The organism is Vibrio mediterranei (assembly GCF_013364395.1).
In the GTDB taxonomy this organism is placed as follows: domain Bacteria; phylum Pseudomonadota; class Gammaproteobacteria; order Enterobacterales; family Vibrionaceae; genus Vibrio; species Vibrio mediterranei.
Window position 1 is genome coordinate 1 of sequence record NZ_JABXGK010000006.1, and the last position, 14,799, is coordinate 14,799.

The 14,799-nt window shown below is 46.8% G+C and carries 15 protein-coding genes and 1 rRNA gene; 7 read left to right on the plus strand and 9 right to left on the minus strand.

Annotated elements, in window-relative coordinates; all coding sequences use genetic code 11:
- Positions 1-6 precede the first annotated feature (6 nt).
- A 16S ribosomal RNA gene (locus HOP38_RS15910) occupies positions 7-1,559 on the minus strand.
- A gap of 519 nt (positions 1,560-2,078) precedes the next feature.
- Between HOP38_RS15910 and HOP38_RS15915 the strand changes: the two genes are divergently transcribed.
- Positions 2,079-2,627: a gamma carbonic anhydrase family protein gene (locus tag HOP38_RS15915; RefSeq protein ID WP_198558471.1), complete on the plus strand. Its 549-nt coding sequence runs from the start codon at positions 2,079-2,081 to the stop codon at positions 2,625-2,627.
- Here HOP38_RS15915 and HOP38_RS15920 read toward each other — a convergent pair.
- The 4 genes from HOP38_RS15920 to tsaC form a co-directional block, all read right to left on the minus strand.
- Positions 2,624-2,887 carry a DUF1488 family protein gene (locus tag HOP38_RS15920; RefSeq protein WP_038224116.1) on the minus strand — a complete coding sequence of 88 codons (264 nt, stop codon included), beginning with the start codon at positions 2,885-2,887 and terminating at the stop codon, positions 2,624-2,626. The two genes, HOP38_RS15915 and HOP38_RS15920, sit on opposite strands and share 4 nt — an antisense overlap.
- A 3-nt stretch (positions 2,888-2,890) precedes the next feature.
- Positions 2,891-3,718, minus strand: a complete 828-nt coding sequence (aroE, locus tag HOP38_RS15925; RefSeq protein ID WP_038222701.1) for a shikimate dehydrogenase — start codon at positions 3,716-3,718, stop codon at positions 2,891-2,893.
- Positions 3,719-3,797: 79 nt separating this feature from the next.
- Complete coding sequence (gene hemF / locus HOP38_RS15930) at positions 3,798-4,703, minus strand: oxygen-dependent coproporphyrinogen oxidase (protein WP_088876447.1); 906 nt, start codon at positions 4,701-4,703, stop codon at positions 3,798-3,800.
- 10 nt (positions 4,704-4,713) lie between these two features.
- Positions 4,714-5,271 (minus strand): L-threonylcarbamoyladenylate synthase type 1 TsaC, encoded by a 558-nt coding sequence (tsaC, locus tag HOP38_RS15935; protein WP_198558472.1) that lies wholly within the window; start codon positions 5,269-5,271, stop codon positions 4,714-4,716.
- A gap of 183 nt (positions 5,272-5,454) precedes the next feature.
- On the opposite strand from tsaC, the gene purE reads away from it, so the two are divergent.
- Positions 5,455-5,940 carry a 5-(carboxyamino)imidazole ribonucleotide mutase gene (gene purE, locus HOP38_RS15940; RefSeq protein WP_006072996.1) on the plus strand — a complete coding sequence of 162 codons (486 nt, stop codon included), beginning with the start codon at positions 5,455-5,457 and terminating at the stop codon, positions 5,938-5,940.
- A 2-nt stretch (positions 5,941-5,942) separates the two neighbouring features.
- Positions 5,943-7,073: a 5-(carboxyamino)imidazole ribonucleotide synthase gene (locus tag HOP38_RS15945; RefSeq protein WP_198558473.1), complete on the plus strand. Its 1,131-nt coding sequence runs from the start codon at positions 5,943-5,945 to the stop codon at positions 7,071-7,073.
- A gap of 50 nt (positions 7,074-7,123) precedes the next feature.
- Here the strand turns inward: HOP38_RS15945 and HOP38_RS15950 are convergent, their stop codons facing one another.
- The 4 genes from HOP38_RS15950 to HOP38_RS15965 are packed head-to-tail and all read right to left on the minus strand — an operon-like array spanning position 7,124 to position 10,393.
- Positions 7,124-7,696, minus strand: a complete 573-nt coding sequence (locus HOP38_RS15950; RefSeq protein ID WP_063604586.1) for a DNA topoisomerase family protein — start codon at positions 7,694-7,696, stop codon at positions 7,124-7,126.
- 36 nt (positions 7,697-7,732) lie between these two features.
- Complete coding sequence (locus HOP38_RS15955; protein WP_198558474.1) at positions 7,733-8,209, minus strand: DUF494 family protein; 477 nt, start codon at positions 8,207-8,209, stop codon at positions 7,733-7,735.
- Between the two features lie 2 nt (positions 8,210-8,211).
- Positions 8,212-9,312, minus strand: coding sequence for a DNA-processing protein DprA (gene dprA, locus HOP38_RS15960; RefSeq protein WP_198558475.1), 1,101 nt, complete (start codon positions 9,310-9,312; stop codon positions 8,212-8,214).
- Positions 9,305-10,393 carry a LysM peptidoglycan-binding domain-containing protein gene (locus HOP38_RS15965; RefSeq protein WP_198558476.1) on the minus strand — a complete coding sequence of 363 codons (1,089 nt, stop codon included), beginning with the start codon at positions 10,391-10,393 and terminating at the stop codon, positions 9,305-9,307. The genes dprA and HOP38_RS15965 overlap by 8 nt, the downstream gene beginning before the upstream one ends.
- A gap of 115 nt (positions 10,394-10,508) precedes the next feature.
- Here HOP38_RS15965 and def point away from each other — a divergent pair, with 115 nt between their 5' ends.
- From def to trkA, 4 genes are all read left to right on the plus strand, one after another.
- A complete protein-coding gene (def, locus tag HOP38_RS15970; RefSeq protein ID WP_006073002.1) occupies positions 10,509-11,018 on the plus strand; it encodes a peptide deformylase in 510 nt (169 codons plus the stop codon).
- 17 nt (positions 11,019-11,035) lie between these two features.
- On the plus strand, positions 11,036-11,983 hold the full coding sequence (gene fmt, locus HOP38_RS15975) for a methionyl-tRNA formyltransferase (protein WP_198558477.1): 948 nt from the start codon (positions 11,036-11,038) through the stop codon (positions 11,981-11,983).
- A 90-nt stretch (positions 11,984-12,073) separates the two neighbouring features.
- On the plus strand, positions 12,074-13,351 hold the full coding sequence (rsmB, locus tag HOP38_RS15980; RefSeq protein WP_062463686.1) for a 16S rRNA (cytosine(967)-C(5))-methyltransferase RsmB: 1,278 nt from the start codon (positions 12,074-12,076) through the stop codon (positions 13,349-13,351).
- 67 nt (positions 13,352-13,418) lie between these two features.
- Positions 13,419-14,795, plus strand: coding sequence for a Trk system potassium transporter TrkA (gene trkA / locus HOP38_RS15985; protein WP_006073005.1), 1,377 nt, complete (start codon positions 13,419-13,421; stop codon positions 14,793-14,795).
- The last annotated feature ends 4 nt before the right edge of the window (positions 14,796-14,799 follow it).

Sequence of the window (14,799 nt, forward strand, 5' to 3'; positions counted from 1 at the left end):
TTCGTATAAGGAGGTGATCCAGCCCCAGGTTCCCCTAGGGCTACCTTGTTACGACTTCACCCCAGTCATGAACCACAAAGTGGTGAGCGTCCTCCCGAAGGTTAAACTACCCACTTCTTTTGCAGCCCACTCCCATGGTGTGACGGGCGGTGTGTACAAGGCCCGGGAACGTATTCACCGTAGCATTCTGATCTACGATTACTAGCGATTCCGACTTCATGGAGTCGAGTTGCAGACTCCAATCCGGACTACGACGCACTTTTTGGGATTCGCTCACTTTCGCAAGTTGGCTGCCCTCTGTATGCGCCATTGTAGCACGTGTGTAGCCCTACTCGTAAGGGCCATGATGACTTGACGTCGTCCCCACCTTCCTCCGGTTTATCACCGGCAGTCTCCCTGGAGTTCCCGACATTACTCGCTGGCAAACAAGGATAAGGGTTGCGCTCGTTGCGGGACTTAACCCAACATTTCACAACACGAGCTGACGACAGCCATGCAGCACCTGTCTCAGAGCTCCCGAAGGCACACCTGCGTCTCCGCTGGCTTCTCTGGATGTCAAGAGTAGGTAAGGTTCTTCGCGTTGCATCGAATTAAACCACATGCTCCACCGCTTGTGCGGGCCCCCGTCAATTCATTTGAGTTTTAATCTTGCGACCGTACTCCCCAGGCGGTCTACTTAACGCGTTAGCTCCGAAAGCCACGGCTCAAGGCCACAACCTCCAAGTAGACATCGTTTACGGCGTGGACTACCAGGGTATCTAATCCTGTTTGCTCCCCACGCTTTCGCATCTGAGTGTCAGTATCTGTCCAGGGGGCCGCCTTCGCCACCGGTATTCCTTCAGATCTCTACGCATTTCACCGCTACACCTGAAATTCTACCCCCCTCTACAGTACTCTAGTCCGCCAGTTTCAAATGCAGTTCCGAGGTTGAGCCCCGGGCTTTCACATCTGACTTAACGAACCACCTGCATGCGCTTTACGCCCAGTAATTCCGATTAACGCTCGCACCCTCCGTATTACCGCGGCTGCTGGCACGGAGTTAGCCGGTGCTTCTTCTGCAGCTAACGTCAAACGAGCACGCTATTAACGTACCCGCCTTCCTCACTGCTGAAAGTGCTTTACAACCCGAAGGCCTTCTTCACACACGCGGCATGGCTGCATCTCGCTTGCGCCCATTGTGCAATATTCCCCACTGCTGCCTCCCGTAGGAGTCTGGACCGTGTCTCAGTTCCAGTGTGGCTGATCATCCTCTCAGACCAGCTAGGGATCGTCGCCTTGGTGAGCCATTACCTCACCAACTAGCTAATCCCACCTGGGCATATCCTGACGCGAGAGGCCCGAAGGTCCCCCTCTTTGGCCCGAAGGTATTATGCGGTATTAGCCATCGTTTCCAATGGTTATCCCCCACATCAGGGCAATTTCCCAGGCATTACTCACCCGTCCGCCGCTCGACGCCGTTAACGTCACCCGAAGGGTCAGTTAACTCGTTTCCGCTCGACTTGCATGTGTTAGGCCTGCCGCCAGCGTTCAATCTGAGCCATGATCAAACTCTTCAATTTAAGATTTTGTCGGCTCAATGAATACTGACTTTAAACTACCTTAGTAATCTAAAGCTATTATCGTTCCAACAGAACGATAATGAATTGACTGTGCCAAGTCTTTCGACTTGATTGGTCACTCAGTTCATTGAAAACCTAATTTGAAACCGAAGTTTCTAATTTGATTATCATCAACGAGTGCCCACACAGATTGATAGGTTTATATTGTTAAAGAGCTTGTTTTGAGCTTTGCTCAAAACGGACGGCCATTTTAGCGAGATAAGTTGTCGTGTCAACCACTTTTTTCAACTTATTTTGCTAAGCTTCTTAGAAGCTTGAGGCCTTCTGACTGGATGCGAACTTTCGTCTGCGTTCCCGTGTCAGCGAGGGGGCATTATAGAGATCGAAATCTTCTTGGCAATACCCAAAATGCATTTTTTTCTGTTTTTTTGTTTGGATGATTATATTTTGCTCTTTAGCCCTATAAATAGCCTTAAATTAGCGCCAAACTAACTAACAAATATCGACTTAGGGAACACTATGACTTCAATACGCAGCTATAAAGGCATCTCTCCTCAACTTGATGGCTCGGTCTATATAGATAAGACGAGCGTGATTGTTGGAGATGTACGTTTAGGAAAAGACGCCAGTATCTGGCCTTTAGTTTCTGCTAGGGGTGACGTGAATCATATCGTTATTGGCGAGCGCACCAATATCCAAGATAACAGTGTTCTTCATGTTACTCACAAGAACAGCGATAACCCAGAGGGTTATCCGTTACTTATAGGTAATGATGTAACCATTGGTCATAAAGTAATGCTTCATGGCTGTATTATTGCAGATCGAGTTTTGGTCGGTATGGGGTCCATTATTCTCGATGGTGCAATTGTTGAGTCTGAGGTAATGATTGGTGCCGGAAGTTTGGTACCACCAAATAAGAGACTCGAAAGTGGTTATCTATATGTAGGGAGCCCGGTAAAACAAGCACGACCTCTTACGGATAAGGAACGTGCTTTTTTACAGAAATCAGCTGATAACTATGTTCAGAATAAGAACGACTATATGCACAAGGTGCATTCCATTCGTTAACGAATGACTATCTTACCTTGCTCATCAAAGCTCTCATCTTCTATGAGAGCTTCTGCTATTTCTTCTATATCAAAGCGAACAGAGTCAAACATTGGTATAGCCTCTTGTTTAGAGACCTCTTTCTGGTAGGCGAGTTGAGCTAGCTTTTCTAAACTCACCAAACAAACAATAAGCATACCCGACTGGTGTGCATGAAACTCAACCATTCCAGTTGCTTCATCCCACGTCACTTGGTCGGAGAATAGAATAGATTGATTCATTACTTAAGCCTCGAGGTTCTTTCTTAGCTCTCTAAGAATTTGTTTCGTCCCAGGTCTTAGTCCACGCCACAACAAAAAGCTTTCTGCAGCCTGTCCCACCAACATACCTAATCCATCATAAACACATCGAGCACCGGACGTTTTGGCCCACTGGTTAAATGTCGTCAGTCCCTGACCATAAGCCATATCATAGCTGACAGTATTGGCACCGAAGATCGCATCACTAATATCTGGTACTTGCTTATATAAACTAGCAGATGTCGAATTGATTACCACATCATAGGCACAGCCAACACTGTTTATTTCCGCTGCTTGTATAGTTCCAAAAGGCGAAAACAATTCGGCCAGTTGTTGAGCTTTTTCATAAGTACGATTAGTAATGGTTATGGAGCTTGGCTGTTGATCAAGTAACGGCTTAAGTACACCTCGAGCTGCGCCGCCAGCCCCTATAACTAAAATTGAAGCGCCCGCTAATTGCACTTGATGCTGCAACAAGTCTTGAACCAACCCTTCTCCGTCAGTGTTATCACCAATGATTTCACCATCATCCAGTTTCTTGAGTGTGTTGACCGCTCCGGCTAGTTCAGCACGCTCGGTTAATCGACTAGCGAACTGGAAGGCATCTTCTTTAAATGGCGCAGTAATATTGCAGCCTCGACCACCATCAGCAAAAAACTGACTAGCAGCTTGAGTGAACTCTCCCTCCTCTGGCTGCAAGCGCCCATATTCAATATGTTGAGAAGTTTGACGTGCGAAGAGTGTATGTATGTAAGGAGACTTGCTTTGTGAAATGGGGTTTCCAAAAACGACGTACTGATCGGGCTTGCTCATGTCCTTGCCTGCTGCGTGCCAAAGTGAATAGTTCGACACTATCACTTCGACACTCATTCGCCAAGCTATGCCTGTCGCTTTACCAGTCTCGCGGCTGAAGGTAGTGCGCGTAAAGCTCGTTTTCTGGTGAGCCTTCTTCTGGTTGATAACTATATTCCCAGCGAGCTAGTGGTGGCATCGACATTAAAATAGACTCCGTGCGACCACCACTTTGCAAACCAAATAATGTACCTCGGTCATAGACCAAGTTAAATTCGACATAGCGACCACGTCGATAAAGTTGGAACTGACGCTCTCTCTCTCCGAATTCTGTATGCTTTCGTTTCTGTACTATCGGTAAATACGCATCGGTATAACTAGAACCAACGGCTTTCATATAGGCAAAGCTGCGCTCGAAACCCCATTGGTTGAGGTCGTCAAAAAACAAACCACCCACACCACGAGTTTCGTTACGATGAGGAAGGAAGAAGTACTCGTCACACCATTTCTTATGTTCGTTATAGACCTGCTCTCCAAATGGCGCACAAATATCCTTGGCCACTTGGTGCCAGTGTTGACAATCTTCTTCAAATGGATAAAACGGCGTAAGGTCAAAGCCACCACCAAACCACCAGATAGGTGCCTCACCCTCTTTTTCAGCAATAAAGAAACGTACGTTGGCATGGGATGTTGGAATGTAAGGGTTTTTAGGATGAATAACTAAAGACACGCCCATCGCTTCAAATTTTCGACCCGCTAATTCAGGTCGGTGAGCTGTCGCGGAAGCTGGCATTTTGTCTCCAAAAACATGAGAAAAGTTAACACCACCTTGCTCGAAGACCACACCATCTTTTAATACTCGACTACGACCACCGCCACCTTGCTCGCGCAGCCATTCATCCTGCTGAAATGTTGCACCACCATCTTCATGTTCAAGCTTTTGGCAAATATCATCCTGGAGCTGTAATAAAAAAGCTTTGACCTGATGTTTATCCACTTGTTGCATCTAATTACCCTCAGCCTTGTCTCAATACTTTTAACGTTCTTGCATCTCGAATTTCACTCGGTTTATTACGACCGCCAGTTTCACCATCAAGAATTTCCGCCAATCGATCACCTAGCTGCGATTTGACTTCTTCGGTTGTCATGCAAGAAGGCATTCCTGACAAGTTGGCACTGGTCGAGGTAATCGGCTTACCATAAGAAAGGCAAAGCTGCTGTACTAACTCGTGATCGGTAACTCGAACCGCAATCGTATCGAATGCACCACTAAGCCATGATGAGACTCTGTCACTCGCTGGCATAATCCAGGTATAAGGTCCTGGCCAAGTATTTTGTACACTTTCGAGCTGCGTCGCTGTCAACTTAGCCTCGTCAACATAAGGTCGAAGCTGTTCATAGTTGGCAGCGATTAGGATCAGTCCTTTCTCTACTGGACGTTGTTTCACTGCCAGTAGTTTTTCAATGGCACTGATATCATCAGGGTCACAACCGACACCAAATACTCCTTCAGTCGGATAAGCAATCACTTCACCAGATTTAAGTGCGGCAACTGTACTTTGAAAATTATCCACCGAGCCTTCCTTTTATTAAAACCTAAACAATTAATTTACATTTCAACGGCACTATGCGGAAAAGCGACATGAGAATCCAGAAAAAAACACAAAAATCACTCACGCAAACGTTTTCCTTAGAAAAAAATCCTCGTATAATGCGCGCAAATTAGTCCATTTGCACACGCCTTGAAGGAGCTTCGGATGAAAGTCGGCATTATTATGGGTTCAAAATCAGATTGGCCAACCATGAAACTAGCAGCAGAGATGCTTGATCAGTTTGGTGTAGATTATGAAACCAAGGTTGTTTCTGCGCACCGCACGCCTCAACTATTAGCAGACTATGCAACGACTGCAAAAGAGCGTGGCATCAAAGTTATTATTGCGGGAGCAGGCGGTGCGGCGCACCTTCCGGGCATGGCGGCAGCATTTACCAGTGTTCCTGTCCTCGGAGTTCCTGTACAGAGCCGAGCACTAAAAGGCATGGATTCTTTGCTGTCTATTGTGCAAATGCCAAAAGGCATTGCTGTTGGCACACTCGCTATTGGTGAAGCCGGCGCAGCAAATGCGGGAATCTTAGCAGCGCAAATCATTGGTGTTCATAATGATGCCGTGATGGAGAAAGTCGAAGCATTCCGCAGCCAACAGACCGAAACCGTTCTTGCTAACCCAGATCCGTCTGAGGACTAATAATGAAACACGTATTGGTACTTGGTGCAGGTCAGTTAGCACGAATGATGTCGCTGGCTGGCGCCCCTCTCAATATCAAGATCTCTGCCTTTGATGTGCGCAGCGAAAACATTGTGCACCCCTTAACTCTGGAAGTGCTTGGGCAAGGTCTACAGCAAGCCATATCGCAAGCTGACGTTATTACTGCAGAATTTGAACATATTCCCCTCGATGTCCTAGCTACCTGTGAAGCAAGTGGGAAGTTTTTGCCATCGACAGAAGCGATTAAAGCCGGTGGTGATAGACGAATTGAAAAAGCGCTGCTTGATAATGCTGGGGTTAAGAACGCGACCTATGCGGTTATTACCGAACGTAGCGATCTTGATACCGCTATCGCCACCGTAGGTTTGCCTATGGTACTTAAGAGTGCGCTAGGCGGCTATGACGGCAAAGGACAATGGCGACTCAAAACATTAGAAAATATAGAGCAAATCTGGACTGAAATGGCTCAGTGCATTGCGGATTCAGATAATCAAGCCATCGTGGCTGAAGAATTTGTGCCGTTCCAACGTGAAGTATCGCTTGTGGGTGCTCGCAACCAACACGGTGATATTGCGATTTATCCACTGGCAGAAAATGTACACACTGACGGAGTACTTACTCTGTCTACTGCTATCAATGAGCCTGAGCTACAGGCACAAGCTGTGCAAATGTTTACCGCTGTCGCCGAGTCTCTCGAATATGTCGGTGTATTGGCACTGGAGTTTTTCGATGTAAACGGCCAACTTCTCGTCAATGAAATTGCGCCGCGCGTACACAACTCAGGACACTGGACTCAGCAAGGTGCCGATACGTGTCAGTTCGAAAACCACCTACGTGCAGTTTGCGACATGCCTCTTGGTTCCACGGAAGCCGTTAGAGCCACCTCTATGGTTAATATCCTTGGTGAAGACTCCGTTCCAGATGCTGTTTACGCTCTAGCTGGATGTCATGTTCATTGGTATGGCAAAGAAAAACGTGCTGGACGCAAAATGGGGCATATTAATGTGTCGGCAACGAGTCAACGCGAGCTAAAAGCAACACTCGTTCAGCTTGCAGACTTACTGGATGAGTCAGCCTACCCTGCTCTCAAACCCGCAGCGCTTGCGCTGTAAGTATTAGCTAGCCTAAATACAAAAAAACGGCTCCAATTAGGAGCCGTTTTTTATTCTTGTACTTTCTGGCATCGTCTCGATGCACATTCCAACACCGTTCCTGCTGCGCGTTTTTTCTCAACCAGCAACGTGTAGCCACAATACTGACACACTCCGGGAACCGGAACATGATTCACGGCAAACTTGCACTTAGGATAACTATCGCACGCAAAAAACACTTTTCCAAAACGTGATTTACGCTCTTTTAGCGCCCCTTTGCTGCACTCTGGACAGCTAACGGAGTCTTTTGCTTCTTGCTCTGGCTCATCTTGTTTATTTGGCGACTGAATGAAATGGCAGTCTGGGTAATTGCTACACCCAATAAACATACCGAAGCGTCCTTGACGTAACAGCAATTCTGAACCGCAATCGGGACAAGCAACACCAAGCTCTTTGATAATATGCCCATCATTTTGATGCAGAGGTTTAATATAATCGCAGCTTGGATATTGGTCGCAGCCTAGAAACGGACCGTGTTTGCCATTCTTAAGTAGCAACTTGCCTGAATGACACTGTGGACAGGGCTCATGATCCAACGCATGTTCATGAGCCGAGAAAAGTTGGTTATCGATTTTACCACTCATGGGTGTCTCTTAACTTATCGCCAAATTTGGCTTAGCTTAGTGGACTACACCCCTCTCTGCGGTGTAGATCAGTTCTTCCATGAGAGTGTACGCGTTTTCGTTGCCAGGAACATTGAACAAAACCATCAAAATGATCCATTTTAGGTCGTCCAATTCAAAATCATTGGTTTCCAGTCCCATAACACGATCAATAACCATTTCACGAGTTTCAGCTGTCAAAACACCAATCTGCTCCAAGAACAACAGCAAGCCACGGCTTTTCACATCCATGCGTGACATTTCTTGCGCCGTATAAATGCGTGTCGATGTCGCGGCGCTGGTTGCAATGGCCGATTGATTATCCGCATTTTGCAGTTCGGCTAAATCCTCTAGCCATTCTAACGCTTTATAAATATCTTTTTGCTTAAAGCCTACTCGCAGCAGTTCATCCTCAAGTTCGTCTTGGTCTACCTGCAGATCTGCATCACTATGCACGTAGGTTTCGAACAGGTACATCAGTATGTCCATCATCATAGCTAGCCTCTCCCCTTAAGAATATAACCACCGTTAACTGCAACAACATGCCCTAATAACTCGAGCTCTAGTAGCTGTTGCATGACCTCTTGCACAGGAATATGGGTCTTTTGCGCTAAAATATCAACTGGTGTTGCCTCTATTCCTACGTTAGCCAACAGATCGGGAAATGGCAATTCTTCTTTATCAATAACTTGGTCAAAAAGTGTCGGTTGTACTTTTTTAGACCAGTTGGTGAGAGATTCTATTTCACTAAGAAGATCATTAGGAGACTGCACCAAACAAGCTCCCAATTTGATCAGCGAGTGACAACCACTATGAAAAGGGTGGCGAATTGAACCGGGAATGGCAAAAACATCTCGCCCTTGCTCAGCCGCGTATTTAGCAGTAATCAACGAACCACTTTTCTCTGTCGCTTCAACCACCAATACAGCTAAAGACAGTCCACTTACGATTCGGTTACGACGCGGGAAGTGCTCAGCCCTAGGTTTTACCGAAGGTAAATGTTCACTGACTAACGCACCATGCTCTGCAATTCGAGAGGCCAAGGACTTATGACGTGCCGGATATATTTGCGATAAACCAGAACCCAATACGGCAATAGTAGGGCCTTTTGCATCCAGCGCTCCTTGATGAGCATGACCGTCAATGCCCAAAGCTAAGCCACTCGTCACGCAGTAATCATGCTTTGCAAATGTACTGGCATAGCTGCGAGCAATCTCTAGTCCTTCCAAAGTAGCATTGCGACTTCCCACCATGGCAATTTGAGGGGCCGCAAGTAACGATAACTGCCCCTCAACAAATAAAACCGGCGGCGCTCCCTTGGTTTCGCTCAATAGCGGCGGATACGCCTTATCGCCACTGGTCACAATGTAGCGACGCTCTACCGACGCCCAAGCGAGAGCCTGTTCAGCAAGCGCTATCGATTGGTGATGGATAAACGCCACTTGATGCGACTTCAAACCAATAGAGGCCAGTTCCTGTGGTGTATAGCTAACAATGTTGAGCGGATTATCTATCGCTCGTAACTTTTCAAACGTGACAGCACCGATGCCGGGGCACAGAGAAAGCCGCAACCACGCTAGAGTGCGAGCGTCACTCACGATACACCCTATCGCTGCTTGGTGGCACAATAATGGTTTGCTTGGTGATGGGCTCTGGAGACTCAGTAACCAGTGCGACACTGAAACGATGATAACTGTGAATCACCATCAAGCGCCCTATTTCTACTAATGGAAACTGAGACATAGCTACATGAGACTCGTCACGACCACTTAAGCCATGCTGACCATCGGAATAAACAAATGTTTCACTGGGCCTTTTTAGTATGTAGCTGCTGCCTTCAACAACAGAAGCGTCTTGCCCTGCATTCAACACTACCGTATGTCCTTGAACCGCAAAATGCAGAGAATTGAGCATTCCTACGATACGAAGATCTTCTACATTAGGCCCTGCTTTGGGTTCAATAAGCGTTGATGATTCATCTCGAGCTAGCTCGGAGATAGGAATAGCAATGTCTCCTCGCTTGAGCTCATGATTAAAATCCGTCAACTGCAAAACAGCAATATCATTTACCTGTTTCATCAAACGGGCTGTCGCCAGTCGTTTAATTTCTCTCATAGTAAAGAGCTCATCATCGTTGCGATAGAGCTTCCCCACTCGATAAATGACCCAGTTTTGCTCATGGCCTTGATAATCAATGTAAACCTCATCTTGATTGGAAATGTAATCCAAGCCACGACTAGAGCCTACTATCTTAGGATAAGTGGCTAACTCACTCGCAAGTATCAATCTCTCTTGTTCTCTATAACGAGCAATGGCACGAGGATTTAACCAACTTGACGGCTGTTTTGGCGTAACGTCCGTCACTGGAGAAAGGCGCCTTAGCGCTTTCTTTATCAATTGCGGTTGCCCTGCTACCCAGACTAATAACAGCGTATCTCCCGGGTAAATTTTATGAGGATTAGCTATATGAGAGTTGTGTAGCCAAAGCTCTGGCCAGCGCCAAGGAGAGGATAAGTATCGCCCTGAAACTGCCCATAAAGTATCGCCAGACTTAACAACATAATGTCGAGGCGCATCTGGTTTGAGGAAGTCGCTTACGCTAGCGTGAGATTGAAACGCCCATAAGGTGATAGAAAAAAGAGATGAAAGAGTCAATAACAGACATATTCCCTGTTTCATACACCGCAATCCTTCGCTTTGTTTCAAGGGATGCTGTCATTTAGGTGCGAAAATGTCTAGAATTGAACCAACGAAGTCCATGCCTATTCGGCACAGTTCAACATTTTGAGTGTATATGTCTGTATTACAAGTATTAACTTTCCCGGATGATCGCCTAAGAACGGTAGCTAAGCCCGTTGAAGCCGTAACGCCGGAAATCCAAAAAGTCGTCGATGACATGATTGAAACCATGTACGACGAAGAAGGAATTGGCCTTGCAGCAACGCAAGTTGACTTTCATCAGCGAATTGTTGTGATTGATATTTCAGATACTCGCGACCAACCGATGGTACTTATCAACCCAGAAATTACCGAAAAGCGCGGTGAAGATGGTATTGAAGAAGGCTGCCTTTCGGTCCCTGGTGCTCGCGCACTAGTGCCACGCGCCGCTGAAGTGAGTGTCAAAGCGCTGAACCGCGATGGTGAAGAGTTTACGTTTGATGCAGATGACCTATTGGCTATCTGTGTACAGCATGAGCTTGACCACTTAGAGGGTAAACTGTTTGTTGATTACCTTTCTCCTCTAAAGCGTAAACGCATCAAAGACAAACTCGAGAAAATTAAGCGCTTCAACGCTAAACAATAATATTAAGTGAGGTTTCCGTGAGCCAATCATTACGTATTGTGTTTGCCGGTACTCCAGACTTCGCCGCCCGTCACTTGGCGGCGTTATTGTCTTCGGAGCACGAGGTTATCGCTGTTTACACCCAGCCTGACAGACCAGCAGGCCGAGGCAAAAAGCTAACGGCTAGTCCGGTCAAAAATATTGCCCTTGAGCATGATATTCCGGTTTATCAACCCGTCAATTTCAAGTCTGACGAAGCTAAGCAAGAGCTCAAAGACCTCAATGCCGATATCATGGTGGTTGTCGCTTATGGCCTGTTGTTGCCACAAGCAGTTCTTGATACACCAAAGCTAGGTTGTATCAATGTTCATGGTTCAATCCTGCCTCGCTGGCGTGGTGCTGCACCTATTCAACGCTCTATTTGGGCTGGGGATGCACAAACCGGTGTGACAATTATGCAGATGGATATTGGCCTAGATACCGGTGATATGCTGAAAATTGCCACACTACCTATTGAAGCAACAGATACCAGTGCGACCATGTACGATAAGCTGGCAGAGCTTGGCCCACAAGCTTTAGTCGAATGTCTTGCTGATATTGCCTCAGGCAATGCTACGCCAGAAAAGCAAAATGACGATGAAGCAAACTACGCCAGCAAGCTAAGCAAAGATGAAGCGAAGATCGATTGGAATCAGCCAGCAGAATTCATTGAACGCTGCGTGCGTGCTTTCAACCCATGGCCTATGAGCTTCTTCTCTGTAGAAGAGAACAACATCAAAGTTTGGCAATCGCGGGTAGAAGACAAAGCGACAGAATCAGTAGCTGGGACTATTCTTAAGGCTGATAAAACAGGAATTTACGTCGCAACCGGTCAAGGTACTTTGGTGTTAGAACAAATTCAAATACCGGGCAAAAAAGCCATGCCAGTGAGCGATGTATTGAATTCTAAAGCCAGCTGGTTTGAAGTGAGTAGCGTTCTGAGCTAAAGACGCAAATGCTCAATGATAGTTAGGGCCAGCACGTTGAGTGCGGGCCTTATTTTATTTTTAATGTCGATAAAAATTTAGGTAACCAACATGAATGTTCGCGCTGCTGCGGCCAATATCCTTTTCCAAGTGGTTGATAAAGGTCAATCTCTATCGAGCGCCCTTCCATTAGGCCAGCAACAAGTAAAACCTAGAGATCAAGCCTTATTACAAGAGATTTGCTTTGGTGCGCTGCGCATATTGCCTCGTTTGGAGTCCGTTGCATCCGAGCTAATGGATAAGCCATTAAAAGGCAAACAACGTGTATTTCATCACCTGATTTTGGTCGGCATCTATCAAATTGGCCACATGCGAATTCCTGCTCATGCAGCGGTGGGGGAGACTGTAGAAGCAACCAAAACGCTAAAAGGTCCGAGACTGCGCGGCCTTATCAATGCAGTACTACGCAACTACCAACGCAACCAAGAGCAGCTAGATGAGATTTCCGTCAGCCACAATGCTGGAAAATACGGCCACCCTAGTTGGTTACTGAAGCTACTGCAAGAAAGCTACCCACAACAATGGGAAACGATTGTAGAGGCTAATAACACCAAAGCACCTATGTGGCTGCGCGTGAACCACCAGCACCTCAATCGTGACGATTATCAAGCACTACTCAAAAATGAAGGCATAGATTCCACCGCTCACTCTGAAGCCTTGGATGCTCTAAAATTGGCCGCCCCTTGCGATGTCAACAACCTTCCCGGTTTCGATAAAGGTTGGGTATCGGTACAAGATGCCGCAGCACAACTTTCTATCAACTACTTAGAGCCTAAAGATGGAGAGTTGATTTTGGATTGTTGCGCCGCTCCCGGAGGCAAGACTGCACATATCCTGGAGCGTACTAAAGACAGCCAAGTGGTAGCTATTGATTGTGATGAGACCAGATTGAAGCGTGTTCATGACAACCTTAAGCGCCTACAGCTACAGGCTAAAGTAGTATGTGGCGATGCAAGAACACCAAGTGAGTGGTGGCAAGGTGAACAATTTGACCGCATTCTATTAGATGCGCCATGTTCTGCAACCGGGGTGATTCGTAGACACCCTGATATCAAATGGTTGCGCCGCGCCGATGACATTGAAGCACTCGCAGAGCTACAACGTGAGATCTTCGACGCTATGTGGCAGCAATTAAAAGTAGGTGGAACATTGGTGTACGCCACTTGTTCAATCACACCACAAGAAAACAAAGAGCAGGTAAAAGCATTCCTTGCTCGCACAGACAACGCACAGCTTATTGATTCAGACATCGATAACCCAGGACGTCAGATTCTTCCTGGAGAAGAAGATATGGATGGTTTCTATTACGCTGTGCTAAAAAAGGCGTAGAATGCTAACTTATTGATAGCTATGCTAGTGACTCGTTAAGTCGAATTTATCAAAAGAGCGCAATGTTATGAAAATCATCATTCTTGGAGCAGGTCAAGTTGGTGGCACACTCGCAGAGAACCTTGTGGGTGAAAACAACGATATCACCATCGTCGATCGCAACGGTGACCGTCTAAGGGAGCTGCAAGATAAATACGATTTGCGAGTCGTCAATGGCTACGCTAGCCATCCTGATGTATTGCGTGAAGCTGGCGCACAAGATGCTGACATGCTAGTGGCGGTGACCAATATGGACGAAACCAACATGGCTGCATGCCAAGTTGCGTTCTCTTTATTCAATACGCCAAACCGTGTCGCTCGAATTCGTTCTCGTGAATACCTGATTGAAAAAGAAAGTCTGTTCAACTCAGGTGCCATCCCTGTTGACCACCTGATCGCTCCAGAAGAGTTGGTGACCAGCTATATCGAACGATTGATCCAATACCCCGGGGCATTGCAAGTCGTCAGCTTTGCGGATGAACGCGTAAGTTTAGTCGCGGTCAAAGCCTATTATGGTGGTCCGCTCGTAGGGAATGCACTGTCGACTCTGCGTGAGCATATGCCTCACATTGATACTCGAGTAGCGGCTATTTTCCGTCAAGGGCGTCCGATTCGACCACAAGGTACCACTATTATCGAAGCGGATGACGAAGTCTTCTTCGTAGCAGCAAGTAATCACATTCGCTCTGTAATGAGTGAATTGCAACGACTCGAAAAACCATACCGCCGCATCATGATTGTTGGTGGTGGTAACATCGGTGCTAGTCTTGCTAAGCGTCTAGAGCAAACTTACAGCGTGAAGCTTATCGAGCGCAGTTATAAGCGCGCCGAAAAGCTGTCGGAAGAGCTAGAGAACACCATCGTCTTTTGTGGTGATGCTGCGGATCAAGAGCTGTTAACCGAAGAGAACATCGACCAAGTAGACGTATTTATTGCACTCACCAATGAAGATGAAACCAACATCATGTCAGCGATGCTGGCGAAGAAAATGGGCGCAAAAAAGGTCATGGTACTGATTCAGCGTGGGGCTTATGTTGATCTTGTGCAGGGTGGCACCATAGACGTGGCGATTTCACCTCAGCAAGCGACTATTTCCGCTCTACTTACCCACGTTCGTCGTGCCGATATTGTAAACGTCTCATCACTGCGCCGCGGAGCCGCAGAGGCGATCGAAGCAGTTGCTCATGGTGACGAAACCACATCTAAAGTGGTTGGCAAAGCCATTGGTGACATAAAACTACCACCAGGTACCACAATTGGCGCTATTGTACGTGGTGAAGAAGTACTTATTGCCCATGATCGCACCGTGATTGAGCAAGATGATCACGTAGTGATGTTCCTCGTGGACAAAAAATACGTGCCTGACGTTGAGGCATTGTTCCAACCAAGTGCATTCTTCCTGTAAGGCA